We start from the raw sequence: 26,730 nt of genomic DNA, 5'->3' as shown, positions 1-26,730 counted from the left end.
GCGCGATCGGGGTGGCGGCAAGACCCATCGCGCGCAAGCGCGCTCCTACAGGTGGGTTACTTCTTTTTCTTGGGTGCCGCTTTCTTCTTGGTGGGTTTGGCCTTGGACTTCACTGGCGCGGCCTTCGCGGCAGGAGCCGCGTGGACGCTGCCCTCGACGCCGGCCCAGTCGACGTGCGGCAAGCCGAGCAGGTCATCGAAGACCATGGGCATGAGGCCGGCTGGAATCGGTGCGGCCGCATTCCACATGGTGACCACGCCTGCGTGGTACTTCGGGAAGAAACCGATCATGGTGCGGTAACCGGAGACGGCGCCCGCGTGGTAGACCAGATCTTCGTTGGCGTAGGTGAATACCCGCCAGCCCAGCGCGTAATGCGCATCGGTGACCCGCGCGCGCCGCCAGGGCTGCGAGTGCTCCTCACCGGGCGTGGCCACGCCTGGGGCGTGCAGCACGTCGAGCAACGGCGTCGGCAGCACGTCCGGGCGCCCGCCCATCTGCGCCATCAACCATTGCTCCATGTCGCGCAGGCTTGCGTTGACGCCCGCTGCGGGAGCGACACGGTAGTAAGCGTCGTTGGGTTCGTAAGGAATCCAGTTATGCGGGCCGCCACGGTGCGGGCGTGCCCAGCTCTTGCTGGACTCCAGCGCATCACGGCCGTAGCTCGCCGTCGTCATGCCCAACGGACCGAAGATGCGCCGCTCCACCTGGCGGAAGAAGTAATCGCCGGTCGTTGCATAGATCACGTCACCGATCATGCTGAAGGCGACATTCTGGTAGCCGTAGCAGGCGCCGACCTTACAGGAGAGATCGACCTCGTCCAGCTTGCGCACCAGCTCCTCGTAGGGGGCATCGGCCTCGAGCATGGCATCGTATGTATTGCGCGGAAGGCCCAGGCGCTGGCCGAGGATATCGCGCACGGTGGCCTGTTCGCCGGCCTGCGCATCCTTCAGCTTGAAGTACGGCAGGGTGTCGGTGAGCTTGGTATCCCAGCTGAGGAAACCATCTTTCACGAGCACGCCGGTCACACCGGTCGCAAAGGCTTTCGATAGCGAGGCCAGGCGGAAGACGGTCTCCGGCGTCACCGGCTCCTTGGTCTTCGCGTTGGCATAGCCGATGGTGCGCTCGTAGACGACCTTGTCGTCCACGATGACGGCGGTGACGAGCGCCGGCGCGGCATCGCGCGCTTCAGCGGAATCCAGCCAGCGCTTGTAGTCCTCGACGGTCTGCTTCACGCGATCGGCGGGAATCTTCGCCGCGGCGGGATCCACGTGCACCACGGGCGGTTTCGGCGGGGGTGCGGCGAGGGCGATGGGGGTGGCAAGGGCAGCGGCAAGCGCACAGACGAGCAGGGGGGCGGAACGGAACGGCATGCTATTCTCGCGGCACATCAGGCGTGGGGGCACGCCGCGGAGGGAAGGGGAACCATGGCACTGATCGTACTGCTGATCATCGTGATTGGCATTGTCGTGTACTTCGTCAGCATCTACAACGGATTGGTGACGGCGCGTAATGGCTACAAGAATGCCTTCGCGCAGATTGACGTCCAGCTAACGCGGCGTCACGACCTCATTCCGAACCTGGTGGAAACCGCCAAGGGCTATCTGGCGCATGAACGCGGTACGCTGGAGGCCGTGGTGCAGGCGCGAAACGCCGCTGTGGCGGGCCTCGCGGCAGCGAAGGGTCATTCCGGTGAGGCTGCTGCAATGCAGCGCGTGGCGGAAAGTGAAAACGCCCTGGGCCAGACCCTGGGCCGCCTGTTCGCGCTTCAGGAAGCCTACCCGGACCTGAAGGCCAACCAGACGATGATGCAGCTTTCGGAAGAACTCGCGTCCACGGAAAATCGCGTGGCCTTCGCGCGGCAGGCGTACAACGACGCTGTCATGACCTATAACAACCGGCGCGAGACCTTCCCCAATTCGCTGGTGGCCGGCGGTTTTCCTGCGGCTGAGCCGCTTGCGATCGAACAACCCGCCATGCGCGAGGCACCGAAGGTCTCCTTCACGTAACCGCGACGCACGCGCGTGGATTTCTTCGAGCGGCAGGAGCAGTCGCGGCGTACAGGCCGCTGGCTCGTGATGTTATTCGTGCTCGCGGTGCTCGGTACGGTGTTCGCCCTCGACGCGGTGGCCTATGCCGCCGGCTCCCTGTTCTCGCGACATACGCCGCCGCTCGTCTGGGTGGCGGTGACCACACCCATGGTCATGCTGGTGATCGGTGGTGCGATGCTGTGGCGTATCAGCAGTCTGGCGGCGGGCGGTGCCGTGGTTGCCCGCGACTTGGGCGGCGTGCCCGTGGACCCGGCGACGAACGATCCCGCCCTGCGCCGCCTGCGCAACGTGGTTGAGGAAACGGCGATCGCGGCGGGCATACCCGTGCCACGCCTGTTCGTGATGGAGAGCGAGCCGGCGATCAACGCATTTGCTGCCGGCTACGGGCCAGACGATGCTGCGATCTGCGTCACCCGCGGCTGTCTCGACCAGCTCGATCGTGATGAGTTGCAAGGCGTCATCGGCCATGAGTTCAGCCACATACTCAACGGCGACATGCGGATGAATATCCGGCTGATGGGGTTGCTGTTCGGCGTCCTCGTGCTGTCCGTGATCGGCCGCGAGACCATGGCTTTCACGGGCCGCGGGCGTGATAACTCGGTGCGCGTCGTGGCGCTGCTTGGCCTGGGCTTATGGCTGGTGGGCTCGATCGGGCTGTTCTTCGCGCGGCTGATCCAGGCAGGCGTCTCGCGCTCGCGCGAGTCATTGGCGGATGCTTCGGCGGTGCAGTTCACGCGGCAGACGCGCGGTCTCGCGGGTGCCCTGAAGAAAATCGCGGGCTTGCCAGGCGGCTCGACGCTGTCGTCGCCGAAACGTGCGGAGGTGGCGCACATGCTGTTCGGCGAGGCTTCGGGTGGTTCTTTCTGGTTCGCCACGCATCCGCCGATCATTGAGCGCATCCGGGCGCTGGATCCGAGCTTCCACGAGAAGGATCTGGCGGACATCGCCGCGTCTGCTGCGATGCCAACGGCGGATACCCATGCCGAGACCCCGGCGGCGAGCGGCTTCGCGGGTGCCGCGGCCACGGCCGTGGCCAGCCGCGTGGGCACCGCTGAGTCGCGTGACCTGGCTCGCGCTAGCAGCTTGCGCGCGGCATTGCCTGCGGTGCTGGTGGCAGCGGCGCGCGATCCCGGTGGTGCGCGCGCACTCGTGGCCGCCCTTCTGCTGGCGCCCGCGGGTAACAGCGATGTCGTGGCGCGCCAGCAAGCCGCGCTGCACGCGGCGCTGGGTGAGCAGGAATCCAGCCTGGCCCTGGGCTTGCAGCCGCAGGCGGCGGCATTGGAGCCCGCTGCGCGCCTTCCGCTGGTCGACTTGTGCATCCCGGCGCTACGCGGCCTGCCGCCCGACGCCCGTGACGCCTTGTTGAAACTGGCGCGTGAACTCGCGATGGCGGATAGCCAGATCGACCTGTTCGAGTACGCGCTATCGCGGCTGCTGCGGGCGCGCCTCGTGAATATGGACGATCCGCGCGGCGCCGCCCGACCGGGCGAGCGTAAGCTGCGCGATGCCCGTGACGCTTACAGCCGCCTGTGTGTGGTCGTGGCGCAGTTTGGTACCGACGATCCACTCGCCGCGCTACGCGCGTGGCGCCTGGCCCAGTACGAGGCCTTTGGTGATGCGAATGCGGTCATGCCGCCCGTACCGGATTGGCGTACCGCATTCGATGGTGCCGTGATCGAGCTTTCGCGATGCAACCCAGCCTCGAAAGAGCTGGTGGTGCGCGGGCTATGGCTGGCTATCGCCGCCGACGGCGTGGTGACGGTCGCCGAGGCGGAGTGCCTGCGCGCGATCTGCGCCAGCCTCGGTTGCCCGCTTCCTCCAGAGTTCGTGGACGAAGCACGCGGCGCATAACACCCGTGCTAGGCTTTCGCGGCCCCCACCCAAACCGCCGGCCACCGTGAACCCACGCCGATCCCCGCGGAACGAAGGCGCCACCCTGGCGCTCTCGATCATCGCTTTCTTCTTCGTGATGACCTCGTATTACGTCCTTCGCCCGCTGCGCGACCAGCTTGTTGGCGCGGTGGGGTCGGCGTCGCTGCCCTGGTTCTATGCCGTCGTCCTGGTCGTCATGCTCGCGCTGACCCCGGTCTTTGGCTGGCTCGTCGCACGCTTTCCGCGTAAGCGCATGGTCGGCACCAGTTACCTGGCCTTCGTGGTTTGCCTCGTCGCCTTCGTACCCGCCTTCGTCGCGCAGGATCGCATTGGCGCAAAGACCCTGGGCATCGTGTTCTTTGTCTGGGTAAGCGTCTTCAACCTGTTTGTCGTGTCGCTGTTCTGGAGCGTCATGGCTGATATCTACCGCAGCCGCCAGGCGCGTCTCGCGTTCCCGTTCATCGCCTTTGGCGGCATGGGCGGCGCCCTGGTCGGGCCGCTCATCACGCGCTTGCTCGTCGAGCGCCTCGGCGTGCCGGCGATGCTGGTGATCTCAGCGATCGCCCTGCTGGCCGCCCTGGCCGCATTGCTGGCGATGTCGTCGCAGCCGGGCGAAGAGGGTGCCGCGTCGGAGGCGCCGGTGGGCGGCTCGATCCTGGAGGGCGCGAAGTCTGCGTTCGCGCAGCCGTTCCTCCGCTACATGACCCTGCTCATGCTACTTAGCGATGGCATTGGCACCCTGGCTTATGCGTTGGTGGCCGATTACGCCAAGGTACATTTCCTCGACAATGCCGTGCGTACCGCGTTCTATGCGAACCTGGACCTGTGGGTGAATGGCATGGGGGCCGTGCTGCAACTGACCCTCACCCCGCTGATCCTGCGCGGCCTGGGTGCCGTATGGGCCATGGTCGTGCCGACGCTGGTTAACTTCATCCTGCTGGGGGCGCTGGCGTACTTTGGCCCCGTGGACTTCGGTGTGTTCGGCTACACCATGCCGTTGATCGCGCTGGTGATGGTGGGCAGCCGCGGCATCACCTACGGCATGACCAAACCCGCCTCGGATTCGCTGTATACGCGCATGCCGCGCGAGGCCCGGTACAAAGGCAAGAATTTCATCGAGACGGCGGTGTGGCGCTTCGGCGACCTGCTGGTCACGACCTCGCTTACCGCCGCGCGTAGCGCAGGCGTGGGTATCGCCACCATCGGCCTGGTATGTGCGGGGCTTGCCGCCGTCGCTACCGAAGTGGCGCGTCGGGCCGCCACCTCGCCTGACCTGCTGCCGGAGCAGCTTGAGGACTAAGTGGTGATGTAGGCCTCGAGCTGGTTGATCGTTTCTTTTTGCTCGCTGATCGTCGCCTTGACCAGGTCGCCGATGGAGACGACGCCGACCACGCGGTCGCCATCCACGACGGGCAGGTGGCGGAGCCGGCCATCCGTGCACAGCCGCATGCATTCGTCGACCGTGGCATCGGTCGCCACGGTGATGACGCTCGCGGTCATGATGTCGGCGACGGGCGTATCGCGCGACGAGCGATCCTTGAGGATCACTTTCCGCGCATAGTCACGTTCGGAGATGATGCCGACCAGCTCGCTGCCCTTCAGGACCACGAGGGCGCCGACATTCTTGTCGGCCATCTGTCGCACGGCTTCGTAGACAGAGGCATCGGGTGCCACGGCGTAGACTTCCCGACCTTTCGTTCCCAGGAGATGCTTGACCTGCTGCATGCTCGACTCCCCGGATGGGCGCGGCGCGCATCGCCGCGATATGTGCAGTCTACGCCTGCCGGGGGCCTTGGGGGTCATGTCCGGGTGAAGGACCGGCCCTGCCGCGGCGGTCTTCCACGTAGTACAGCGGGCGGCGCTTGCTCTCGGCGTAGGTGCGGCCGACGTACTCGCCGATAACGCCTAGCGCGAGCAGCTGCGCGCCACCCAGGAACAGGATCGCCACCAGCAGGGTGGGGTAACCGCGCACCGGATCGCCCCACAGCATCACCTTCAGGATGACCCACAAGCCGTACAGGAAGGCACCTAGCGCGGTCGACAGGCCCAGCCATGTGGCGATGCGCAGGGGTGCCACCGAGAACGAGGTGATGCCTTCCACGGCAAGGTTGGTAAGCCGCCAGTAATTCCACTTGGTGTCGCCGGCAAAGCGTGGGTCGCGCTGGTAGCGCAGCGAGACCTGGCGGTAACCGATCCAGGCGAAGAGCCCTTTCATGAAGCGCTGGCGCTCGCGCAGTTCACCCAGCGCGGCCACCGCCCGGCGCGAGAGCACGCGGAAATCGCCCGTGTCACGGGGCATCGGGTTATCCGACACGAGATCCATCACCCGGTAGAAGGCGGCCGAGGTGAATTTCTTCAGGCGGGTTTCACCGGCGCGGTCCGCACGGGTGGCATAGACGACATCGTTACCTTCGCGCAGGCGCGCGACCAGGTCGGGGATGAGCTCAGGCGGATCCTGCAGATCGGCATCAATGAGTACGACGGCGTCCGCATCGGCGGCGTCCAGCCCCGCGGTCATCGCGGCTTCCTTGCCGAAGTTGCGTGAAAGCCGCAGGCCCGTGATCCGCGTATCCGCCTGCGCGAGGCGGTCGATGATCTCCCAGGTGGTGTCCTTGCTACCATCGTCGACGTAGATCACCGTGGCGTCCACCGCCATGCCATCGAGAACCCCGGCCAGGCGCGCGTGGAAGCGCTCCAGGACCTCGGTTTCGTTGTACGCGGGGACGATAACGGCAAGCGAATACGACATGGAATGACTCATCGGATACGCCCCGAGACAGGGGCGGGGCGGGTGAGATACGCAGGGCCGCCTAACTGGCCCATCTGCTGTGAAATCCATGCGGTACGGCGCATCACGTAGGCGCTGGGCGCATCGACGCGGAGCCGCCGCGGGTTGGGCAGCACGGCGGCGAGACGGGCTGCCTGGGTCACGCTCAGGCGCGATGGCGCGACATGGAAATATGTATCGCTTGCGGCCCCCACGCCGTACACGCCATTCCCCAACTCAACCGTATTCATGTACACCTCGAGGATCCGGCGCTTGGGCCAGGTTGCTTCGATCAACACGGTGAACCAGGCCTCGAGACCCTTGCGGATGAAGCTGCGCCCATTCCACAGGAACAGGTTCTTGGCGGTCTGCTGGCTGATGGTGCTCGCGCCGCGCAGGCGCTTGCCTTCATCCGCCGCATCGATCGCATCCTGGATCGCATCGACGTCAAAGCCGTGGTGGTACGGAAACTTCTGATCCTCACCCGCCACCATGGCGATGCCCACCTGCGGGGAGATCTCAGTCCACGGCACCCAGCGATGGCGTAGCGTGAAATCCTTCTCACCCGAAAGGGCGGCTTCGACGCGGCGCTCCATCATGAAAGCACTGGTCCACGGCGGGACAAAGCGCAGGACCAGCACCACCAGCCACGAGAGGGCCAGCCAGGCGACGGCCAGGGTGGCGACGAGGCGGACGATGCGGCGTGGCAGCGAGCGGGGCGTCGGGGACATGGCGGCGCGATGACGAAGGATGGCGCAGTATAAGGGCCAATCGTGCCGGGCTTGTCGGCCAGCGGTCGCGCCCCCATCTTTCGTCGGATCACCAGGAGACCACCGTGACCGATTCCCTTGTCGAAACCTTCGTTTCCGACGACGTGCTGCACCGCTTCATGCTCGAGAAAGCGGGCGTGCGCGGCGTGCTCGTGCGGCTGGGCCACAGCTGGCAGGAGATCGCATCGCGCGTTGAATATCCGGAAGGCTTGCGTAGCACGCTGGGCCAGGCCGTCGCCGCGAGCGCGCTGCTCACCGGCAATATCAAGTTCGAAGGGACGCTGTCACTGGAGTTCAAGAGCCAGGGTGCCGTGCGCCTGTTGTTCGCCGAAACCACCGACCAGGGCCGAGTGCGTGGCCTGGCGCGCTTTGATCCGGATGCGCTCAGCCACATCGTGGACCTTGGCACACTCGATGAAGCGATGCTGGCGATTACGGTAGGCCACGCTGAAAAGGGCCGTTACCAGGGCGTGGTTACCCTGGACGGTACCTCGTCGATCAGCGAAGCGCTCGAGGGCTACTTCGATCGTTCCGAACAGCTGCCTGCGCGCATCCTGCTGGCGGCCGATGGCGACCATGCCGTCGGCCTCATGCTCCAGCCCGTGCCGGGTGAGGGCGGCCATAGCGCGGCCGACGCCGATGACGATGCGTGGGCGCGCGTGGGTCACCTCACGGAGACGCTTGGCGCGCGTGAAATGCTTGCCACTCGGCCGGAAGAACTGCTGTACCGGCTGTATCACGAGGAACAGGTGCGCCTGTACGACCCGCGTCCGCTGGCCTTCGGTTGCACCTGCTCACGTGAGCGGGTGGAAGGCATGCTCCGTGCGCTGGGTCGCGACGAGGTACACGCCACGCTGGACGACCGCAACGGCGAGATCGAAGTGATCTGCGAGTTCTGTGCCACGCGCTATACGTTCGATCGCGTGGACGCGGAGCAGGTGCTGGCCGGGCCGGATACGCCCCCTGCACCAAGTACGCTGCAGTAAGCCCGTAAGAGCATCGCGCGCAAGCGCGCTCCTACAAGGTCGCGGCAACCTTCACCGGGTAACGGTCAGACGGCTACGGCGACGTTGTAGGAGCGCGCTTGCGCGCGATAGCCAACGAAGCGATGAAGCCGGCCCCTAAGCATCCAGCGAAAGTGGCGACCCCAGCCATTTGCTCGCGGGTGCCGGCTGCGCAAACAGGAAACCCTGGCCAAAACGGCAGCCGATGCGGCGCAGCGCACGCATCTGCGATTCGGTCTCGATGCCTTCCGCGATCACCTGCATCCGCAACGAGTTGGCCAGTGCCTGGATGGCGCGAACCACCGCGGTGCTATGGCCCTCGGTATCTTCCGCCGGCAGCTCGATGATGAACGAGCGATCGATCTTCAGCGTTTCGATCGGGTACTGATGCAGGTAGCTCAGCGACGAATAGCCCGTGCCGAAATCGTCGAGCGCGACACCGACGCCGTGGTGGCGCAGGTTCTCGAGGATGCGTTTCACCTGGGCCGGATTTTCGAGCAGGGCGCGCTCGGTCACTTCGACACGGATGCAGCGCGCGGGAACTTCATGCTCGGCAAAAAGATCGAGCAGGCGCTGGTCCAGGTTGGGCGAGCGGAAGTGGCTGCCCGATACGTTGATGCTGATGAAGCCTTCGTCGCGGGTCAGTGCGCGCGCCTGGCGGGCCACTTGTTCGAAGATCTGCCAGTCGATCGCCTCGGCGCAGCCGGTATCTTCGGCCACAGCCAGGAACTCGGCAGGCGGGAGCAGGCCACGCTCGGGATGGCGCCAGCGGAGCAGGGCTTCGTAGCCCACGACGCGGGTGTCTTCCAGATCCACGATGGGCTGGAAGAACGGCACGAATTCGTTGCGCGCGATGGCGCGACGCAGATCACCCTCGAGCTCCAGCAAGAGCAAGGCTTCGCGGCGCAGGCGGTCGTCGAACACCGCCGCGCGGTGGCGCCCTTCGGCCTTGGCCCGGTACATCGCCGAATCCGCGTCACGGAGTAGCTCTTCCGGCCGTGTGTAGTCCAGCGTGGGTAGCGCGATGCCGATCGACGCCGAGGTGAAAATCTCCTTGGCACCCAGGCGGAACGGCGTCTGCAGCTGCGCGATGATCCGCTCGGCGATGTGCGTAGCGGCCTGCGGATCGGTAATGCCTTCCACCAGCACGGCGAACTCGTCGCCGCCGAGGCGTGCCACGACGTCGCGGGTCTTCAGGCAGGCGCGGACGCGGCCACCAACCTGGAAGAGCAGGTCATCGCCCACCAGGTGGCCGACGGAATCGTTGATGACCTTGAAGCGGTCGAGGTCGATGAACAGCACCGCGAACAGATCCGTCGGGGTCTCGCGGAAGTGGTTCAGCGCCTGCTCCAGACGCTGCAGGAGCAGCGTGCGGTTGGGCAGGCCGGTGAGCGAGTCGTGCAGGGTTTCGTACTTGAGGCGGCGCTCGACGCGTTCACGCTCGGCGATCTGTTCGCGCAGGTCGCGGTTGGCCAGGGCCAGCGCGCGGGTGCGCTCGGTGACGCGACGTTCGAGGCTGGCGTAGGCCTGCTTCAACGACTCGGTGGTGTACTTGCGCTGCAGGGCATTCGCGATGTGGTAGCTCACGAAGGTGAGCAACTCCTGGTCGCGTGCGCTGTAGGTGTGTTCGGGCGTATAGCTCTGCACGGCGAGCACGCCCATCGATTTCTCGTTCCAGATCAACGGCACGCCAAGCCAGTGCAGCGAGCGCGCACCGCTGGTCGAAAGCACCTGGTCGCGGTTGAGGCGATCGATTTCCTCGCGGTCGGCCAACAGCGCCTTGCCGTTGCGGAGCACGTACTCGGTGAGCCCACGGCCCAACTCGCGCGGTTCGCGCACGCCATCGAGTTCGTCCACCGAATACGGGAAGGTCAGCTTGTTCTGGTCTTCGGAAAGCAGCGCGATATAGAAGTTGCGCGCGTAGAGCAGGCCGCCGATGACGCGGTGCACGGCGGCGTAGAAATTCTCGATGCTGTCCGAGGTATTCGCCAGTTCGGCGATACGGAACAACGCGGCCTGCAGGCGTTCGCCGCGCTGGCGTTGCAACACCTGCTGGCGCAGCACGCGGTTGGCTTCGCGCAGGGCGGCGGTGCGCGTGGTGACGCGGCGCTCCAGCTCCTCGTGGGCCTGGCGGCGCTCAAGCGCGGTCTGCACGTGTTGCGCCACGTAAGTGAGCAACTCGCGATCATTCTGCGTGTAGCGGGTATCCGGGCGGTAGCTCTGGACCACCAGCGCGCCGACCATGTCGTCGCCGCGTTTCATGGGCACACCCAGCCAGTCATCGCTGGGCGGACCGATAGGTACGCGCGGACCCGGGAGATTCTTTTCCAGCTCGGTGCTGGCGCCCATCATCGATTTGCCGCTCTTGAGCACATGCCAGGTCAGCGTGTTCTCGATCGCTTCGATAGGGCGGATGCCTTCGGGATCCGGAATATCCGGGTCGACCGAATCGACGAAGTACGGGAAGCGCACCGTGCGGTTCTGCGCGTCGTACAGCACGATGAAGAAATTCTCGGCGTACATGAGGCTGCCCACGATGCCGTGGAGCGCGCTCATCATGTCGTTCATGTTGTGCTCGGCGCCCGCTTGTTCGGCGATGGCGTAGAGCGCGCGCTGCAGCCGTTCAGCCAGGGCGAGGCGCGAGATGGCCTCGTACAGATTGGCGGTTTCGGCAAGCTGGCGCAGGCGTGCCGATGCAAGCCGGCCCAGCCAGACGGTCATGTCGCCCCAGGGGGCCGCGTCCTGCTCGGTGGTATGCAGTTCGAGGAATCGTTCGGTTTGCGGATCGCTGCCGAGTTCCACGACGTGGGAGCCGTGCTCGGGCTCCGCCACGGCCTCGCGCCAGGCGATACGCGCCTCGGGCAGCAGGCAGCGGGCGAAAGCCTCGCATTCGTTGCGCACGCTCTCGGCGTCGGCCGCCCGCAAAAGGCGCTCCACGGCGTCGTGCAAGGGCTCGATCTCGGCCGAACCGGGCGCCTGCAGCGAGGTGCTTTGTGATGGAGCGATGGTCATCGCTTGCATGGTTTCCGGTCGTGGTCGGTTCAGTCTATATGCGTTCAGTCCGAGGCGCGACGGGGCGCCGCAGCGCCAGTCTCACGCCGTCTGCGCCACCCCCATGGCTTCCCCCTGTAATGTCATAAACGGCAGCTAATCTTTTTTCTTAAGGTGGCCCGGACAGGGTGTTAGTAAAAAGTAAAATGGGGTATGCTCCAACCTCCCCGCCAAGGCTGGTGCGGGAGGACGGGGAAAGCCAGCCAACTGCCCATACGGTCATCATGCGTAAGTCCTTGCTCACCACACTGCTGTTCATGCCGCTTGTTGCGGCAGGGCAGGTCGTGCCGGTGGGTTCGGATACCTCTCCGGCCCGTCTGTTGGCCGCGCCCGTCGAGGGTGATGGTGGCCAGACCGCCGTGACGCTTTGGCGAACGCAGGACGGCCGCCAGCTTTCCGCGACCGCCGATGATCGCGTGAACCCGACGAGCGCGCTGGCCGTCCGCCCGGTGCAGTCGGGCCCGTTCCTCTCCAGCGGCCTGCAGTACGACCTTGGTCCGCGGGTATCCGCGCACGCCAACGTCACCGGCCAGGGCTGGATCAATTCCACCGAATCCTGCGGTACGCCTGCCGCCGCCGCACGCAGTGGCGATCGCTGCAGCTCGCCGGGTGCGCCGCCGCGCATCGTGGGCAGTGAAGTGGGCGCGACCTATAGTGGTTCGGGTTACAGCCTTGGTATCGGCGTGGGCTCGTCGCGTCCCAACGGCGCGGGTGCCGCGCTACCGCGTGTCGTGTCGGGGCTGACCACGGCCTCGGGCCTGCCGTTCAGTGCGCTCTCGTCGAGCACGGAGTTGAACGCCCACGGTCGCCTCGAACTCGGCGGTCGCAGTGGCATCGACCTCGGCGCCAGCGTGGGCCGAGTTCGCCTTACCCCGGGCAATCTGCTGGGTATGGGTGCGGTCGACCAGAAGTCGCTAAGCCTGGGTGTCGATCGTGGCCCGCTTTACGGTGCCATCACGGGCCGGACCATGCAGCCGGAAGCCGGTACGGTGAACGCGCTCAACGCGGATCGCCGCTGGAATGCCATCGACCTCGGTGTCACCTTCCGTTTGCCGTGGCGCGGCGAACTCTCGGTCGGCGCGCAGAATGTCTGGTCGTCAGGCTCGGGTGAGCCCTCCACCGGGCCTAACATCCGCGAACCGGACCAGTCACGTACGCCGTACGTGCAGTACCACCAGGATCTCTAAAGAAAAAGGCCGCGACATTCGCGGCCTTTTCTTGCCTGTAGGAGCGCGATTGCGCGCGATGGGGGCGCGTCGAGCACCCATCGCGCGCAAGCGCGCTCCTACCCTTAGTTGCCGCGGCGGATCTTCACATCACCGCTGAAGGCTTCGAGGTGGATGTGGGCGCTGCCGCTGCCAATCGTGGTCTTCAGTTCCTTGCCCGGGCCATCATCGCCCTTCGTCGGTGTGCCGAAGTCGCTACGCAGGTCGCCACTGAAGGTCGATGCCTCCAACCGCGCCGAGGTATTGCCCGGCAGGCCCAGCTCGACGTCGCCGCTCATGGAATCCACGGTCAGCTTGCCGCCCTCGGAAATCCCGCCAAGGATCTTCGTGTCGCCCGACACGGTGCTGAAGTTCGCGTCTTTCCAGGGGCCGCCACCGATCGTCATGCGGCCCGACACCGTCTGCGCTTCGATCTTGTCGCTGATCGAGGGCGCGGTGATGTCGCCGGAGACGGTCTGTAGATCGGCCTTGCCGGCGCTGCCCGCCAGGTCGATGGTGCCGCTCACCGTCTGCATGCTCACCTCGGGTGAGCGCAGGTTGGCGCGGATGCGGCCGCTGACCGAATCCACCTCGACCTTGCCGCCATCGAGGCCATCGATGCTGACGGGCGCGCTGACCACGTTGACCTCGAGTTGCACGCCCTTCGGCACGCGCACGTTCAATACCGTGGGCTGCATGCGGGTGTCGTTGCCCCAGCTGCCGAACCAGCCGCGCTTGCCGTCGCCGTGGTCGGTATCGACCCGGATATCGATGTTGTTGCCATCGCCATCCAGTTCGAGCGGCCGGGCGCCATCGCCCAGCGTGCCGGTAACCTGGATCTGGTTCTTGTCCCAGGCGGTGACGGTGACTTCACCCTTGGTGTTGTCGATACTGATCTTTGCGTTGGGCCGGATGTCTTTCGACAGGTTGATCGGCGTCGAGGCAAGCGCCTGACCGATCGACAGCGCCAGCAGCAGGGGAGTGACATAGAGCGTTTTCATGGGATGGATCCTGGCGGTTGTCGCGGTTTTAGCCGGCCTGCTTGTCAAAATTACGCAGGCGATCGCGCTGGCGTTCGGTTTTCTGCAGTAGCCGCTGGAGGGCGGGCGACTGCGGGGAATCCTGGATGGCCTGGGTGAGTTCCATGCGCGCGGCATCCAGTTCGACCGCGGCGCCGGTGAGGCGCGGGTCGGCAGGCTTCCAGTTCGTATGGGCTTCCGCCACGGCATCGCTGCCACCCGGCGCGAGGTGCAAGCCGATGCCGCCGCTGAGGACGGCGACGGCGGCGATGGCAGCGGCCATCAGCCACGGCTGCGCGCGGCGGTGTCGCGAGGTCGCGACAGCAGGCGTTTCATCCAGCCGGGCTTCGATGCCACCCCACAAGTCGCGCCGGGGCGCGGTGGGGCGGTTGAGCGAGCGCATCTGGCGCAGGTAATCGAGTTCGTTCATGACCTTTCTCCCAGCACGCGGCGGAGCAGGCCGCGCGCACGGTGCAACTGTGCTTTGGAGGAGCCGACCGCCATGGAGAGCTCGGCGGCGATTTCCTCGTGTTTCCAGCCTTCCACGTCGTGCAGGACGAGGACGGCACGTGCCCGCGGGGGTAAGCCCGCAATGGCTCTTTCCAGTTCGTCGCGCTCGATGGCGCGCAGCGGATGATCGGGGTCGGTGATGTCGGGCAGATGTTCGTCGTCGACGATGCTGACGGGATCGGCGTTGCGGGCGCGTATGGACATCAGCGCGACGTTCACCGCGAGGCGGTAGACCCAGGTGCCGAACGCGCTCTCGAAACGGAAGCTTTCCAGCTTTTGCCAGGCGCGGATGAAGGCTTCCTGGGTCAGGTCCTCCGCCCGGGCGTGGTCAAACGCGGCGAGGCGGAGCACGGCGCCGTACACGCGATCGGCGTGGCGGCGGTAGAGGATCTCAAAGGCCTTACGGTCGCCGGCCATCGCCGCGCGCACGGTGTCGTCATCCGACGTCGCGGCAGCGGGCAGCTCAGGCTGCATGAAGGAAGTGGCGGCGAGGCATAGGGCGTTCATCTTGCCAGCTTGGATGCCGACAAGGGCGAAACGGTTTAATCCGTGTCGCGACGCCCCCACCCCGGCTGCGCCAGCCCCTTGGTAGGAGCGCGCTTGCGCGCGATGGGTGCTTGCGGCACGGTCCATCGCGCGCAAGCGCGCTCCTACAGGGGTTAGGGCTTAGGCGACTCGCTCGGCCCGGCGTTCCACGGCCACTTCGAGCGCCTTGCTCACGCGGGCGCGCTCGGCCTTCAGGCGTTCGGGCATACGGGCGCCGAAGCCGTCCAGATAGGTCCCGATGGCGTTGAGCTCCTCGACCCAGCCGTCCACATCCACGTGGAGCAGCTCGTCGACGGTGGCTGCCGCCATGCCCAGGCCCTCGGTGTTGAGCTCACCCTTCGCCGGCACGATGCCGATGGGGGTCTCCTCACCCTCAGCCAGGCCTTCCACGCGCTGGATCATCCAGTCGAGCACGCGCAGGTTCTCGCCGTAGCCAGGCCACATGAAGCGCCCGTCGGCATCCTTGCGGAACCAGTTGACGTGGAAGATGCGCGGCAGCTTCGCGCCCGGCTTGTCGAACGACAGCCAATGGGCGAAGTAGTCGGCGAAGTTGTAGCCGCAGAACGGCTTCATCGCCATGGAGTCGCGGCGCAGGACGCCCACGGCACCCGTGGCCGCCGCCGTGGTTTCCGAGCCCATGGCCGCGCCTACCAGCACGCCATGCGCCCAGTCTTTCGCTTCAAACACCAGCGGGACGAGTGACGGACGGCGGCCACCAAAGACGATGGCCGAGATGGGTACGCCGCTGGCGTCTTCCGACTCCGGTGCCCAGCTCGGACACTGTTTCGCCGACACGGTGAAGCGCGAGTTCGGATGCGCGGCAGGGCCGTTGGCCGCATCGAACGGGCGACCTTGCCAGTCGAAGACCGGCTCGCCTTCGCCCAGACCTTCCCACCAGGGGCGGGCATCGGCGGTGATGGCGGTATTGGTGAAAATCGCATCGTGGCCAAGGGTGGCCAGGGCGGCGGGGTTGGTGTTCGCACCCGTGCCCGGTGCTACGCCGAAGTAGCCGGCCTCCGGATTGATCGCCCACAAGCGGCCATCGTCGCCCGGGGTCATCCAGCAGATATCGTCGCCGACGGTCCAGACCTTCCAGCCGGCCTTGCGATAGCCTTCGGTGGGGATGAGCATGGCGAGGTTGGTCTTGCCGCAAGCGGAAGGAAACGCGGCGGCGATGTAATGCTTCTCGCCCTTCGGGTTCTCGATGCCGACGATCAGCATGTGTTCGGCGAGCCAGCCTTCCTTGCGCGCCTGGTGGCTGGCGATGCGCAGCGCATGGCACTTCTTGCCGAGCAGGGCGTTGCCGCCGTAGCCCGAGCCGATCGACTTGATCGAGAGCTCTTCCGGGAAGTGCATGATGAAGCGACGGTTCGGATCGAGGTCGCCGGTGGAATGCAGGCCCTTCACGAAGCGGCCTTCGCGCTCGATACGCTTGAGCGCCGGCGCGCCCATGCGGGTCATGATCCGCATGTTGGCGACGACATAGGGGCTATCGGTGATCTCGACGCCACAACGGGCGATCGGCGAATCGATAGGACCCATGCAATACGGGATCACGTACATGGTGCGGCCACGCATCGCGCCCGCGAAAAGCGCATCGATCTTCGCGTGGGCGTCCGCAGGCGCCATCCAGTGGTTATTCGGGCCGGCGTCTTCTTCCTCCGGCGTCGATACGATCGTGAGGTGCTCCACGCGTGCCACATCCGAGGGATGCGAGCGGTGCAGGTAGCTGCGTGGATTGGTCTTCTCGTTGAGCGGGAGAAGATCACCGCTGGCGAGCATGGTTTCGACGAGGCGGCCGTACTCCCCGGCGGACCCGTCACACCATACGACGGAGGCGGGCTCCGTCAGCTGGGTGACTTCGTCAACCCATCGATTCAATGCTTCCAACGAACTGCCTTGCGAACCCATCCGGTGTGGTCTCCACGTAATTGCCTGTGGAGACAGTAGTTTGCGGTTCGTGGTATTTACAAGGCACGGCGCAGCAAATTTGCGGCGCCGTTCAGGTCATTCCTCGGGTTTGGCTGGCGTCAGCGTGGTGATGACGTGCTCCACGTACGCATCGAATTCATCGTGCGAGAGGCGTGGCAGGCCTAGTGTGAAGTTCAGCTGCAGGAAGCCAACGTAGGCGGCATACGTAAGTCGCGCGCGATGCAGCGCGACGACCGAATCGAGCCCGGCCTCTTGATACATCCGGGTCAGGAAATCCATGCGCCGCTGCGACACGCGCGCCATGACCGGCACGACCTGCGGATGATCCAGCGCCTTAAGCAGGGCCGCATAAACCCGGTGCGGCTGCAGCTCATGGGCCACACGGCGGAACAGTTCCGGCAGGCGCTTGCGCGGATCGGCTATGCGCTCGATCTCGGCCAGTACTTCGCGTTCACCGTATTCTTCCCAGCGTTCAAGCGATGCCTGCAACAAGGCCTCACGTGTGCGGAAGTGCCAGTAGAAGCTGCCCTTGGTCACGCCGAGGCGGCGGGCGAGGGCCTCTACGGCCAGCGCGCCCACGCCCTGCTCGGCGATCAAGGCCAGGGCGCCGTCCTCCCAATCTTCGGCGGAAAGGCGGACTCGTTCATTCTTGGCATCGTTCATCGCCGCATGGTAGCGGGAAAGTGCCTGTTTGCAATCCATCCGGTACCGTACGTGTTGCGTAAGACCTTGACTTTCCGTGCGTTACATGACCGTACGCAGCCGTATTGACGCGGCGTCCGCGCACCCACATACTCGGCCGTATGGTTGTCGAGCTCACCACGGTACTTTCTTCGCCCCTCCGCCTTACCGCGTTGGACGGGATTCTCTTGTCCGGCGAGCGCTGGGAAGGCGGGCGCCAGCCGACCTTGCTGTTCGCGCATGGCTTCGGGCAGACCCGTAACGCGTGGTCAGGTAGCGCCCGGGCGCTTGCAGCCCAGGGTTTCCCGGCGGTGACCTTCGATGCCCGGGGGCACGGCGAGAGCGAGCGGGTGCCACGTGGCGACTACCACATGGAGCAGTTCGTCGCGGACCTGGTCGCCATGGCCGATGCCGCCACGCCGGCCGCTGGGCCGCGCCCGGTGGTGGTCGGCGCTTCGATGGGCGGTCTTCTGGCGCTTGTCGCCGCAGGCGAGGCCGTGGGCGAATGCCCGTTCTCGGCCTTGATCCTGGTCGATATCACGCCGCGATGGGAAACCCGTGGCGTGGACCGTATCCTCGGGTTCATGCGCGCTCACCCCAACGGTTTCGCCAGCTACGACGAGGCCGCCTCGGCGATCGAGGCGTATCTGCCGCAGCGTCGCGAGCGGAAGACCGAAGGCCAGCTCAAGCCCTTGCTGCGCCAGGGCGATGATGGTCGCCTTCGCTGGCATTGGGATCCGGCCCTGCTCGATGGCCTGGTGGAAGAAAGCGAGCGCTACCAGCCGCGCCTGTTCGCCGCCGCGGCCAGGGTGCAGGTTCCCGTGTTACTGCTTTCCGGGGCGCGCAGCGATGTCGTCTCCAGCCATACCGTAGAAGAATTCCTCCGCCTGGTCCCCCATGCGCGCCACGTATCGCTTGCCGATGCCACGCACATGGTGGCCGGCGATGCGAACGACGCGTTCACGCGCGAAATCGCAGCGTTCCTGCATACGCTTTAAGCCACACCCCTTAAGAACACGACGACGTTACGAGGTGATATCCATGTCTGCGATCCTGGTTGTACTGGCGGCACTGATTGCCTCTGGTGCATGTGCTTACCACCGCACGTCCCTGAAGACGTGGGTTATCGCCACGGCGGTCACGACACTCATCGTCGGCTTCCTCGCCGGCGCGCCAGTGACGACCGTCATCCTGCTGGTGCTGCTCGCGCTCGTCGCCGGGCCGCTGCTCATGGTCGATTTCCGCCGCAAGAAGATCAGCGCACCGCTGCTCTCCATGTTCGCGAAGGTCACGCCGAAGCTCTCCGAAACCGAGCAGACCGCGCTTGAGGCTGGCACTGTCGGTTTTGAAGGCGAGCTGTTCTCGGGCATGCCGAAGTGGTCGGAGCTGCTGAAGCAGCCGAAGCCGGAACTGTCGGTGGAAGAACAGGCCTTCCTTGACGGCCCCGTCGAAGAACTCTGCGGCATGGTCGATGACTGGAAAATCACCCACGAGCTGGCCGACCTGCCGCCGGAGGTCTGGGACTTCATCAAGAAGAACAAGTTCTTCGGCATGATCATCCCGAAGAGCTACGGTGGCCTTGGCTTCTCCGCGCTGGCCCATTCGGCCGTGCTGCAGAAGCTGAGCAGCATGTCGCAGACGCTGGCTTCCACGGTGGCCGTGCCCAACTCGCTTGGACCAGGCGAGCTGCTGATGCACTACGGCAGCGATGAGCAGAAGAACCACTTCCTGCCGCGCCTGGCCGATGGCCGTGAGGTTCCCTGCTTCGCCCTGACCGGCCCGTATGCCGGCTCGGATGCGACCTCGATCCCGGACTTCGGCATCGTCACCAAGGGCATGTGGAACGGCGAAGAGACCGTCGGCATCCGCCTGACCTTCGACAAGCGCTACATCACCCTGGCCCCGGTCGCCACGATCGTTGGCCTGGCCTTCCGCATGTATGACCCGGACAAGCTGCTGGGTGACAAGGAAGACCTGGGCATCACGCTGGCCCTGCTGCCGCGCGAAACCCCGGGGATGGAAATCGGCCGTCGCCATTTCCCGCTCAACACGCCGTTCCAGAACGGCCCGATCCACGCCAAGGACATGTTCGTTCCGCTGTCCGTGCTGATCGGCGGCCCGCACATGGCGGGGCAGGGTTGGCGCATGCTGGTCGAATGCCTCTCCGTCGGCCGCGCGATCTCGCTGCCGTCGAACGCGACGGGTGCTTCGCGCATGGCCGTCGCCGCTACGGGCGCTTATGCCCGTATGCGCAAGCAGTTCGGCCTGGCCATCGGCCGGTTTGAGGGCGTGGAAGAAGCGCTCTCGCGCATCGGTGGCCTTACCTATGCGATGCAGTCGCTCTCGCGTGCCACGGCTGCCGCGGTGGATCGCGGTGAGAAGCCGGCGGTGCCGTCGGCGATCGCGAAGTACCACGCCACCGAGTGGTGCCGCCAGATCGCTTCCGATGCGATGGATGTGCACGGCGGCAAGGGCGTGATCCTCGGCCCGAAGAACTACATGGGCCGCGGCTGGCAGAGCGTGCCGATCGCGATCACGGTGGAGGGCGCGAACATCATGACGCGCAGCCTGATGATCTTCGGCCAGGGTGCGATCCGCTGCCACCCGTACGTGCTGAAGGAAATGCAGGCGCTGAACATCTCGGATTACCGCGAGCGCCTGAAGACCTTCGACAACGCGCTGTTTGGTCACATCGGTTTTGGCTTCTCCAATGCGGTGCGTAGCTTCGTGCTGGGTATCACGTCGGCGCGCATCGGTGATGCCCCGGGCGATGCCTACACCCGTCGCTACTACCGCAAGCTCAACCGCTATTCGGCGGCACTGGCGCTGTGCGCGGACGTCTCGATGGGCGTGCTGGGTGGCAAGCTGAAGTTCAAGGAAAAGCTCTCGGCCCGCCTTGGCGATACGCTGTCGTTCCTTTATATCGCCAGCGCCATGCTGAAGCGTTACGAGGATACCGGCCGTCCGGAAGCGGATCGTCCGCTGCTGGCCTGGGCGTTCCACGAATGCGTGTGGCGCATGCAGATGGCGCTGGATGGCGTGATCCGTAACTTCCCGGTGCGTCCGGTGGCCTGGTTGCTGCGTGCGCTGGTGTTCCCGTTTGGCCGCCGCGAAGTGCCGCCGTCGGATCGTCTGGGTCGTCGTGTCGCTGCGCTGATCACCGCGCCGAGCGAAGCCCGCGATCGCCTGACCTCGTGGACCTACCTCACCCCGACCGCGAACAACACCGTGGGTCGCATGAACGCGCTCCTCCCGGATGTGATCGCGGCCGAGCCGGTCGAGCGCAAGTTCCTCAAGGCGTTCAAGGGTGGCCAGCTCCACTCGCACACCTACAACGAGCAGCTGGCGGAAGCTGAAAAGCTCGGCGCCATCACCGCCGCCGAACGTGCGCTGCTGCAGCGTGTGCGCGATGAAGTGGCTGAGTTCATCTCGGTGGATGACTTCGATAGCGATGAGCTGAAGGCGGGTGTTGCTGCCAAGGCGGAGAAGATCGAGGCATCGCGGGCGGCGTAATTCGCCTTCGATGACTGAGTGAAAGAAGGGCCGGCTAATTGCCGGCCCTTTTTTTAGAAGCGGTATTCGAGGTTGATGCCGGTCGCGCGGATGCGATCGCTCTCATACTTCTTGTGCTCTCCCTCGTCCGAATACGACTCGGGACGGTATTGATCGTAGCTTACCGATGCCGTCAGGTTGCTCAATACATCGAAGCCAAGCGACAGACCAACGTAGTAATCGTTGTTGCGATGGGAGTAGCTGCCGTACGCTGTCGGCTCGGCGACGCCTAGCACAGAATAAACGGACGTGTAGTCAAAGCTGGTCTTGTAACGGGCCACGCCCGCATGGGCAGCAAGGGACCAGCGTTCCGACAGATGCCAGCGCGCATTGGCACCTACGAGGATAGCCTTGGTCTTCTGCGCTCGATCCGCGTGAAAGCCAGCGTAGTAGCCGGTGTATCCAAGCACCAGGCTCCCGTCGGAGGTGGCCGTGCCCTTGCCTAGATCGGCGTAGCCGCCTTCCACGCCAAGCGCTAAAGTATCCGTCAGCGTCCACCGATAGCCGAACCGGGCATCGAAGGCACGATCGCTGCGATCGTCGCTATCGCTAATAGATAAAGGGTCGAGTCGTTGACGAGCCGGCGTAAGGAAGCTGCTACGTTCCATGCTGGTATGGGCGCCCCCGAGGGCGACGAACCAGCCGGTTTCCTGGGCGAACGAGCACGGTGCCGCGAGGGTCGCGACCGCTCCGGTTGCTACGCAAAAAAAGAACGTTCTTCATGAAATTCCCTGTTCCTGTGATCCACGGCAGGGGCGCCATGGCGCCTTGAGGCTGCCGGAGGGTAGCGTAACTGGTGCTTAGGCTGCCACTGCGCGCGACGCCCCTGAACGCGACACCGCAACGCCCCTATCTCGCCACAACCTGCCAGATCGAACACTGCACCTGTCGTGTACCGTTCCGGCCATGCCCGAATCCAACGACCTCGATGGCGAACGAGATCTCTTCCACGCCGCCGTGGTGTGTTCGTTCACGGCGCCAGTGATGGCTTTGGCCTACTTCACCGCGTTGTTTCCAGGCACACCGAACGGTGGGGTCTATCTGTTCGTCCTGCTGTTCGCCCTCGTCTGGGTCATCTCGGCGATCCTTACCATGGTGCTCGGCCTTCCCTTTGCGCTTTGGTTGCACCGGCGCCATGCACTGCGCTGGACAACGGTATGCTCCTACGGCGCCGTGGCTGGCATGGCCGCCCTTGCATGGACGGATACCGCCTACGGCGCGATCTTCGGGTTCGGAAATGCTGTGATCTTTCAGGCTATTTGCACGGGTCGTGAGACTCGGTCGTCGGCGATCGCGCGCAAGCGCGCTCCTACAAGAGCATTCACAGATCTTCTGTAGGAGCGCGCTTGCGCGCGATGCGCTCACGCGCCGAGCCGATGGCTTACGCCGCGCCCGCGCAGCCTTCTTGTTTCGCGACCACCGCAAGAAGGCGTTCTTCCACTTCATCGCGGGTATGCGAGCGGAACAGACGGGGTGCGGCACGGCGCAACGCGCCGCAGTCGAGTTCGGTGAGGCGGTCGCGGACCTGGAGTAGCTGGCCGGGGTGCATCGAGAATTCTTCGAGGCCCATCGCCAACAGCAGCGCGGTGAACTGGGTGTCGCCGGCGATTTCGCCGCAGAGGCTGATCGGCTTTTTCGCGCGGCGTGCGGCGGCGATGACGTGAGCGATCAGGCGCAGGAACGCTGGCTGCAACGGGTCGTAGATGCCTTCGAGTGCATCGTTGTTACGGTCGGCGGCCAGCGTGTACTGGGCGAGGTCGTTGGTGCCGATGGCGAGGAAGTCGGCTTTCTGCAGGATCGAGGTGACGCCGATCGCGGCGGCAGGTACTTCGATCATGGCGCCGATATCGAGCCGTTCGGGCAGCTCCTGGCCTTCCAGCGACAACTGCTCGCGGGCTTTCTTGATCAGGCGGCGGACTTCGGTGAGTTCGCCGAGGTGCGTGACCATCGGCACGAGCACGCGTACCGGCCCGTAGCAGGCGGCGCGTAGGATCGCGCGCAGCTGGACCAGGAAGATATCGGGGTAACGAAGGGAGAGGCGGATGCCACGCACACCCAGTGCCGGGTTGTCTTCGCCGCGAATGGCGAGTCCCGCCGCATCGGCCTTGTCGGCTCCGAGGTCGAGCGTGCGAATCGTGACTGGCAGACCGCCCATACCGAGGACGACATCACGGTAGGCGACGAACTGTTCTTCTTCGCTGGGCAAACCGCGCTGGCGCAGGAACAGGAACTCGGAACGGTACAGGCCCACGCCATCGGCACCGCGTGCGCGCGCCAGCGTCACGTCGCCAGCCAGCTCCGCGTTGGCGAACAGGCGCACGTGGGCGCCATCGCGGGTGAGCGTGCGGGCGGAGGCTAGCGCGGCGAGGCGGCGGCCTTCGGCGGCGGCCTGGCGCTGCCACTGGCGGTAGCGGGCGAGGTCCTGCGCAGTCGGGTGGACGATGACCTCGCCGTGTTCGGCATCGATCAACACCAGGTCATCGTCGTTGATGGTCGCGAGCGCATCCTTCGTACCCACCAGCATCGGCAGGTTGAAGCTGCGGGCGAGGATGGCACTGTGCGAATACACGCTGCCGGCGCTGGCGACGACGCCAAGCATGCCCTGGCCACCCAGGCTGGCCATGTCGGCGGGCGCGATCGTGTCGCTGACGATGATCTCGCCTACGCGCGCAGCGAGCTTGCGCTCCTCGCGGCTGGATTGCTGGAAGAGGGCGGACATGACCCGGCCGATCACCTGGTCGATATCTTCGCCACGGCTCTTCAGGTAGGGATCGTTCATGGCGTCGAACACCGCTGCCAGGCGGTCGCGCTGCATCTTCAGCGCGGCACTGGCGGTGTAGTGGCCGACCGAGACCAGTTCGTCGAGGCCACGGAGCAGTTCCTCGTCATCGAGCAGCAGGCTATGCGCGTCGATGAAGTCGCCGACTTCCCTGGCCAGCGCGCCGTGCAGCTTGCTGCGCAGTTCGCGCAGCTCAGCGCGGGCGTGGTCCAGCGCCTTGTGCAGACGATCGAGCTCGGGGCCGACTTCGGCATCCTCGAGCATGCGCATGTCGGCGGTGTACAGGCTGGGCTGGACCAGACGCGCCCGTCCGAGGGCCATGCCCCGGGATGCGGCGGTGCCGGTCAGCTGGTACCTCATGCGTCTGTCGCCCCCCTGGCGCCCATGCTTACTGCCCTTCGTCGAATTTGTTGTTGAACAAGGCGATGACAGCGGCGAGTGCGTCGGCTTCCCGTTCGCCATCGGCCCGTACGGTAAGGACGCTACCCATGCCCGCCGCCAGCATCATGACCCCCATGATGCTTTGCGCGTTCACTTCGCGACCCTTGCTGAGCAGGTCGACCCGGGTGCCTTTGAAACTGGAGACCAGCTGGACGAGCTTCGCTGATGCGCGGGCATGCAGCCCGAGCCGGTTGGATACCGTGATTTCCTGTTCAAGCATGATCGATGAAGATCCCTCCGCGGCCCCCGGTGGCGGCAACTTCCGCCAGCTCGGACAGCGATTTTTCAGAATAGTTGAGGACGCGCAGCAGCATCGGCAGGTTCAGGCCGGAGACGCAGCGCAGCTTCACGCCTAGTGCGCCCAGCGAAAGGCCGATGTTGCAGGGCGTGGCGCCATAGAGGTCGGCCAGCACCAGTACGCCATCGCCGGTATCGAGTTCGCGCGCATGCTTTGCGGTGAGCGAACGCATGATGTCGGGATCGGCGCCGGGCGGCACCTCCACGGCATCCACCGTGAGCGGCAGCTTGGGCATGACATGGCGCGCGGCCGAAACCAGTGCCTGGCCCACGGCCTCGTGCGTCATCAGGAGCACGCCAACAGTCATGGCAGGCGCCTCGGGTGGATTGGGAGAGTCTGGGTGCTCATTCGAGCTCGCGATGGAAAGTCAGTACGTTGCCGCGTCCTTCGCGGAAATGCCGGGCAAGGCGCTCTACCAGGTAGACCGAGCGGTGGCGACCGCCCGTGCAACCGATGGAGACCGTGACATAGCTGCGGTCTTCGCCCTCGAAGCGAGGCAGCCAGGTATCCAGCCAGCGCGCCACGTCGGCATAGTATTCGCCCACGATGGGCTGCGCGTCGAGGTATTCGCGTACGGGCTGGTCCTTGCCCGAGAACGGGCGCAGCCGCGGGTCCCAGTGCGGGTTAGGCAGGCAGCGGGCGTCGAACACGAAGTCCGCATCCGAAGGCAGGCCGCGACGATAGGCGAATGATTCGAACAACAGCGTGGTGCCATCGCTGGCGGCGGCATAGCCGGTGGCGAACAGACGGCGCAACTGGTGGACGTTGAGCTCGGAGGTGTCGATCACCTTTTCTGCGATCGAGACCAGCGGGCGCAGCAGCCGGCGTTCCTCGGCGATCGAATCGGCCAGGGAGCGGCGCTCGGCGGCCAGCGGGTGGCGGCGGCGCGTCTCGGAATAGCGCTTGATCAGGACGTCGTCGCGGCTGTCCAGGAAGATCAGGTGCACGTGGACGCCGGCGCTGGAGAGCTCTGAGAGCACGTGTGGCATGCGTTCCAGGTCGGAGCGTCGGTTGCGCACATCCACGCCCACGGCGATACGCCGGCGCGGGCCGTGCTCGCCCTGGCTGACCGCGGCGACCAGCTGCGGGATGAGTTCCGCCGGCATGTTGTCGACGCAGTAGAACTCCAGGTCTTCCAGCGCGCGCAATGCCACGGTCTTGCCACCACCGGACATGCCGGTGAGGACGACCAGGTGGATGGCGTCGGCTTCGATGATGGGGCTGTTGAGGAGCTCGTCGTTCACCGGGTTCACCACGGGGAGAAGCGGCGCATCTGGTGCGCCTGGCGGTCGATGAAGGTCTGGGCGGGATCGATGCCCTTGCTCTTCAGTACATGGTTGCGCACCGCGGCTTCCACAAGCACCGCGAGGTTGCGGCCGGGGGCCACGGGGATCGTGATCTTGGGCACATCCACGTCGAGCACGTTGCGCCGGCTGACATCACCGGTGAGGCGGGTCATGGCATCGGTCTCCTCGCCATCCTTCATCGGTTTCAGGTGGATCACCAGGCGAAGGTACTTGGACGGTTTGACCGCCGTATGGCCGAACATCTCGCGGATGTTGAGCACGCCCAGGCCGCGCACTTCGAGCAGGTCCTGCAGCAGCTCCGGGCACGCGCCATCAATGACATCCGGCGCGATCAGGGTGAACTCGGTGGCATCGTCGGCAACCAGGCGGTGGCCGCGGCTGATCAGTTCCAGGGCAAGTTCGCTCTTGCCGGAGCCGGGATCGCCGGTAATCAGCACACCGATCGAAAACACCTCCAGGAAGACGCCGTGCAGGGTGACCCGCGGGGCAAGCGTGCGTGCCAGGTGGTATTGCAGGTAGGTGAGCAGCTCGTGGCCGCGCTTGGTGCTTTGCCAGAGCGGGGTATCGGTTTCCTCAGCGACTTCACGCAGGTCGGGCGGGATCGCCTGGTCCTTGGTGACGATCAGCGCGGCGGGCTGATAGGCGGCGACCTTGTGGATGGCCTCCCAACGCTGGCGCGAATCGAGGCCGTCAAGGTAGTTCAGCTCCTCGGTCCCGATGATCTGCACCTTGTTCGGGTAGATCACGTTGAGGTACCCGACCAGCGAGGGGCGGCGGCTGGACTTGGCGTTGGGCTCCAGGACACGGGCTTCGCCACGCATGCCTGCGACCCAGCGCAGGGCCATCCGTTCATGGACGCCGTCGAACAGTTGTCTGGCGGTGAGCCGATCCACGCGGGGGTTCCTGTCAAAAAGAAAGCCGGCACACGGAGGTGCCGGCTTGCTTATA

The 26,730-nt window shown here is 65.4% G+C and carries 23 protein-coding genes and 1 pseudogene; 8 read left to right on the top strand and 16 right to left on the bottom strand.

The annotated features are described in order from the left end of the window. Positions 1 to 56 precede the first annotated feature (56 nt). Positions 57 to 1,370 carry a serine hydrolase domain-containing protein gene (locus VGN46_RS16460; protein ID WP_331645161.1) on the bottom strand — a complete coding sequence of 438 codons (1,314 nt, stop codon included), beginning with the start codon at positions 1,368 to 1,370 and terminating at the stop codon, positions 57 to 59. Positions 1,371 to 1,424: 54 nt separating this feature from the next. Here VGN46_RS16460 and VGN46_RS16455 point away from each other — a divergent pair, with 54 nt between their 5' ends. From VGN46_RS16455 to VGN46_RS16445, 3 genes are read left to right on the top strand one after another with little or no spacing between them, the layout of a single operon-like run. Then, positions 1,425 to 2,006, top strand: a complete 582-nt coding sequence (locus VGN46_RS16455) for a LemA family protein (RefSeq protein WP_331645159.1) — start codon at positions 1,425 to 1,427, stop codon at positions 2,004 to 2,006. 15 nt (positions 2,007 to 2,021) lie between these two features. Next, the gene (locus tag VGN46_RS16450; protein WP_331645157.1) at positions 2,022 to 3,899 is read left to right on the top strand and encodes a M48 family metallopeptidase; all 1,878 of its coding nucleotides are present in this window, start codon (positions 2,022 to 2,024) and stop codon (positions 3,897 to 3,899) included. A gap of 46 nt (positions 3,900 to 3,945) precedes the next feature. Then, positions 3,946 to 5,220, top strand: a complete 1,275-nt coding sequence (locus VGN46_RS16445; protein WP_331645155.1) for an NTP/NDP exchange transporter — start codon at positions 3,946 to 3,948, stop codon at positions 5,218 to 5,220. Here VGN46_RS16445 and VGN46_RS16440 read toward each other — a convergent pair. From VGN46_RS16440 to mtgA, 3 genes are read right to left on the bottom strand one after another with little or no spacing between them, the layout of a single operon-like run. After that, positions 5,217 to 5,645: a CBS domain-containing protein gene (locus tag VGN46_RS16440; protein WP_331645153.1), complete on the bottom strand. Its 429-nt coding sequence runs from the start codon at positions 5,643 to 5,645 to the stop codon at positions 5,217 to 5,219. The two genes, VGN46_RS16445 and VGN46_RS16440, sit on opposite strands and share 4 nt — an antisense overlap. A gap of 49 nt (positions 5,646 to 5,694) precedes the next feature. Further along, positions 5,695 to 6,669, bottom strand: coding sequence for a glycosyltransferase family 2 protein (locus VGN46_RS16435; protein WP_331645151.1), 975 nt, complete (start codon positions 6,667 to 6,669; stop codon positions 5,695 to 5,697). An 8-nt stretch (positions 6,670 to 6,677) separates the two neighbouring features. Next, positions 6,678 to 7,418, bottom strand: coding sequence for a monofunctional biosynthetic peptidoglycan transglycosylase (gene mtgA, locus VGN46_RS16430; protein WP_331645149.1), 741 nt, complete (start codon positions 7,416 to 7,418; stop codon positions 6,678 to 6,680). Positions 7,419 to 7,522: 104 nt separating this feature from the next. Here mtgA and VGN46_RS16425 point away from each other — a divergent pair, with 104 nt between their 5' ends. Further along, complete coding sequence (locus tag VGN46_RS16425) at positions 7,523 to 8,443, top strand: Hsp33 family molecular chaperone HslO (RefSeq protein ID WP_331645147.1); 921 nt, start codon at positions 7,523 to 7,525, stop codon at positions 8,441 to 8,443. Positions 8,444 to 8,578: 135 nt separating this feature from the next. On the opposite strand, the gene VGN46_RS16420 is transcribed toward VGN46_RS16425, so the two are convergent. Continuing rightward, entirely contained in the window at positions 8,579 to 11,473 is a 2,895-nt protein-coding gene (locus VGN46_RS16420; protein WP_331645300.1) for an EAL domain-containing protein, read from the bottom strand. A 263-nt stretch (positions 11,474 to 11,736) separates the two neighbouring features. On the opposite strand from VGN46_RS16420, the gene VGN46_RS16415 reads away from it, so the two are divergent. Further along, positions 11,737 to 12,699, top strand: coding sequence for a hypothetical protein (locus tag VGN46_RS16415; protein WP_331645145.1), 963 nt, complete (start codon positions 11,737 to 11,739; stop codon positions 12,697 to 12,699). A gap of 104 nt (positions 12,700 to 12,803) precedes the next feature. Here the strand turns inward: VGN46_RS16415 and VGN46_RS16410 are convergent, their stop codons facing one another. The 5 genes from VGN46_RS16410 to VGN46_RS16390 form a co-directional block, all read right to left on the bottom strand. Further along, positions 12,804 to 13,718 carry a DUF4097 family beta strand repeat-containing protein gene (locus VGN46_RS16410; protein WP_331645143.1) on the bottom strand — a complete coding sequence of 305 codons (915 nt, stop codon included), beginning with the start codon at positions 13,716 to 13,718 and terminating at the stop codon, positions 12,804 to 12,806. Positions 13,719 to 13,746: 28 nt separating this feature from the next. After that, the gene (locus VGN46_RS16405) at positions 13,747 to 14,166 is read right to left on the bottom strand and encodes a hypothetical protein (RefSeq protein ID WP_331645141.1); all 420 of its coding nucleotides are present in this window, start codon (positions 14,164 to 14,166) and stop codon (positions 13,747 to 13,749) included. After that, positions 14,163 to 14,720, bottom strand: a complete 558-nt coding sequence (locus tag VGN46_RS16400) for an RNA polymerase sigma factor (protein WP_331645299.1) — start codon at positions 14,718 to 14,720, stop codon at positions 14,163 to 14,165. Before VGN46_RS16400 ends, VGN46_RS16405 begins: the two co-directional genes overlap by 4 nt. Before the next feature lie 192 nt (positions 14,721 to 14,912). Beyond that, positions 14,913 to 16,703, bottom strand: a complete 1,791-nt coding sequence (locus VGN46_RS16395) for a phosphoenolpyruvate carboxykinase (GTP) (protein WP_331645139.1) — start codon at positions 16,701 to 16,703, stop codon at positions 14,913 to 14,915. Positions 16,704 to 16,799: 96 nt separating this feature from the next. Beyond that, on the bottom strand, positions 16,800 to 17,387 hold the full coding sequence (locus VGN46_RS16390; RefSeq protein WP_331645297.1) for a helix-turn-helix domain-containing protein: 588 nt from the start codon (positions 17,385 to 17,387) through the stop codon (positions 16,800 to 16,802). Between the two features lie 140 nt (positions 17,388 to 17,527). Between VGN46_RS16390 and VGN46_RS16385 the strand changes: the two genes are divergently transcribed. Next, complete coding sequence (locus tag VGN46_RS16385; protein WP_331645137.1) at positions 17,528 to 18,403, top strand: alpha/beta hydrolase; 876 nt, start codon at positions 17,528 to 17,530, stop codon at positions 18,401 to 18,403. Positions 18,404 to 18,446: 43 nt separating this feature from the next. Further along, positions 18,447 to 20,918, top strand: a complete 2,472-nt coding sequence (locus VGN46_RS16380) for an acyl-CoA dehydrogenase (RefSeq protein WP_331645134.1) — start codon at positions 18,447 to 18,449, stop codon at positions 20,916 to 20,918. A gap of 53 nt (positions 20,919 to 20,971) precedes the next feature. Here the strand turns inward: VGN46_RS16380 and VGN46_RS16375 are convergent. After that, positions 20,972 to 21,634 (bottom strand): annotated as a pseudogene (locus VGN46_RS16375) (hypothetical protein); the annotation flags it as partial. A gap of 229 nt (positions 21,635 to 21,863) precedes the next feature. Between VGN46_RS16375 and VGN46_RS16370 the strand changes: the two are divergent. Continuing rightward, positions 21,864 to 22,295 carry a hypothetical protein gene (locus VGN46_RS16370; RefSeq protein ID WP_331645132.1) on the top strand — a complete coding sequence of 144 codons (432 nt, stop codon included), beginning with the start codon at positions 21,864 to 21,866 and terminating at the stop codon, positions 22,293 to 22,295. A 43-nt stretch (positions 22,296 to 22,338) separates the two neighbouring features. Here VGN46_RS16370 and ptsP read toward each other — a convergent pair whose 3' ends face one another. The 5 genes from ptsP to hprK are packed head-to-tail and all read right to left on the bottom strand — an operon-like array spanning position 22,339 to position 26,675. Continuing rightward, positions 22,339 to 24,096 carry a phosphoenolpyruvate--protein phosphotransferase gene (gene ptsP, locus VGN46_RS16365; protein WP_331645130.1) on the bottom strand — a complete coding sequence of 586 codons (1,758 nt, stop codon included), beginning with the start codon at positions 24,094 to 24,096 and terminating at the stop codon, positions 22,339 to 22,341. 28 nt (positions 24,097 to 24,124) lie between these two features. Continuing rightward, positions 24,125 to 24,397 carry an HPr family phosphocarrier protein gene (locus VGN46_RS16360; protein ID WP_331645127.1) on the bottom strand — a complete coding sequence of 91 codons (273 nt, stop codon included), beginning with the start codon at positions 24,395 to 24,397 and terminating at the stop codon, positions 24,125 to 24,127. Further along, positions 24,390 to 24,782 (bottom strand): PTS fructose IIA subunit family protein, encoded by a 393-nt coding sequence (locus tag VGN46_RS16355; RefSeq protein ID WP_331645126.1) that lies wholly within the window; start codon positions 24,780 to 24,782, stop codon positions 24,390 to 24,392. The genes VGN46_RS16360 and VGN46_RS16355 overlap by 8 nt, the downstream gene beginning before the upstream one ends. A 37-nt stretch (positions 24,783 to 24,819) precedes the next feature. Beyond that, the gene (gene rapZ / locus VGN46_RS16350) at positions 24,820 to 25,719 is read right to left on the bottom strand and encodes an RNase adapter RapZ (protein ID WP_331645124.1); all 900 of its coding nucleotides are present in this window, start codon (positions 25,717 to 25,719) and stop codon (positions 24,820 to 24,822) included. A gap of 5 nt (positions 25,720 to 25,724) precedes the next feature. Continuing rightward, on the bottom strand, positions 25,725 to 26,675 hold the full coding sequence (hprK, locus tag VGN46_RS16345) for an HPr(Ser) kinase/phosphatase (RefSeq protein ID WP_331645122.1): 951 nt from the start codon (positions 26,673 to 26,675) through the stop codon (positions 25,725 to 25,727). Positions 26,676 to 26,730: the final 55 nt, after the last annotated feature.

It is taken from the genome of Luteibacter sp., from assembly GCF_036500425.1.
Classification (GTDB): Bacteria; Pseudomonadota; Gammaproteobacteria; order Xanthomonadales; family Rhodanobacteraceae; genus Luteibacter.
The sequence above is the reverse complement of the archived record's forward strand: the minus strand, read 5'-3'. Positions and strand labels throughout refer to the sequence as shown.

Excerpts from the sequence above, each read along its gene's own strand:
- VGN46_RS16385 (WP_331645137.1), top strand. The coding sequence starts at position 17,528 with ATGGTTGTCGAGCTCACCACGGTACTTTCTTCGCCCCTCCGCCTTACC.
- ptsP (WP_331645130.1), bottom strand. The coding sequence starts at position 24,096 with ATGAGGTACCAGCTGACCGGCACCGCCGCATCCCGGGGCATGGCCCTC.
- VGN46_RS16405 (WP_331645141.1), bottom strand. The coding sequence starts at position 14,166 with ATGAACGAACTCGATTACCTGCGCCAGATGCGCTCGCTCAACCGCCCC.
- VGN46_RS16415 (WP_331645145.1), top strand. The coding sequence starts at position 11,737 with ATGCGTAAGTCCTTGCTCACCACACTGCTGTTCATGCCGCTTGTTGCG.
- VGN46_RS16455 (WP_331645159.1), top strand. The coding sequence starts at position 1,425 with ATGGCACTGATCGTACTGCTGATCATCGTGATTGGCATTGTCGTGTAC.
- VGN46_RS16400 (WP_331645299.1), bottom strand. The coding sequence starts at position 14,720 with ATGCAGCCTGAGCTGCCCGCTGCCGCGACGTCGGATGACGACACCGTG.
- VGN46_RS16390 (WP_331645297.1), bottom strand. The coding sequence starts at position 17,387 with ATGAACGATGCCAAGAATGAACGAGTCCGCCTTTCCGCCGAAGATTGG.
- VGN46_RS16440 (WP_331645153.1), bottom strand. The coding sequence starts at position 5,645 with ATGCAGCAGGTCAAGCATCTCCTGGGAACGAAAGGTCGGGAAGTCTAC.
- mtgA (WP_331645149.1), bottom strand. The coding sequence starts at position 7,418 with ATGTCCCCGACGCCCCGCTCGCTGCCACGCCGCATCGTCCGCCTCGTC.
- VGN46_RS16410 (WP_331645143.1), bottom strand. The coding sequence starts at position 13,718 with ATGAAAACGCTCTATGTCACTCCCCTGCTGCTGGCGCTGTCGATCGGT.
- VGN46_RS16435 (WP_331645151.1), bottom strand. The coding sequence starts at position 6,669 with ATGTCGTATTCGCTTGCCGTTATCGTCCCCGCGTACAACGAAACCGAG.
- VGN46_RS16355 (WP_331645126.1), bottom strand. The coding sequence starts at position 24,782 with ATGACTGTTGGCGTGCTCCTGATGACGCACGAGGCCGTGGGCCAGGCA.
- VGN46_RS16360 (WP_331645127.1), bottom strand. The coding sequence starts at position 24,397 with ATGCTTGAACAGGAAATCACGGTATCCAACCGGCTCGGGCTGCATGCC.
- VGN46_RS16370 (WP_331645132.1), top strand. The coding sequence starts at position 21,864 with ATGCCCGAATCCAACGACCTCGATGGCGAACGAGATCTCTTCCACGCC.
- VGN46_RS16460 (WP_331645161.1), bottom strand. The coding sequence starts at position 1,370 with ATGCCGTTCCGTTCCGCCCCCCTGCTCGTCTGTGCGCTTGCCGCTGCC.
- VGN46_RS16380 (WP_331645134.1), top strand. The coding sequence starts at position 18,447 with ATGTCTGCGATCCTGGTTGTACTGGCGGCACTGATTGCCTCTGGTGCA.
- VGN46_RS16395 (WP_331645139.1), bottom strand. The coding sequence starts at position 16,703 with ATGGGTTCGCAAGGCAGTTCGTTGGAAGCATTGAATCGATGGGTTGAC.
- VGN46_RS16420 (WP_331645300.1), bottom strand. The coding sequence starts at position 11,473 with ATGACCATCGCTCCATCACAAAGCACCTCGCTGCAGGCGCCCGGTTCG.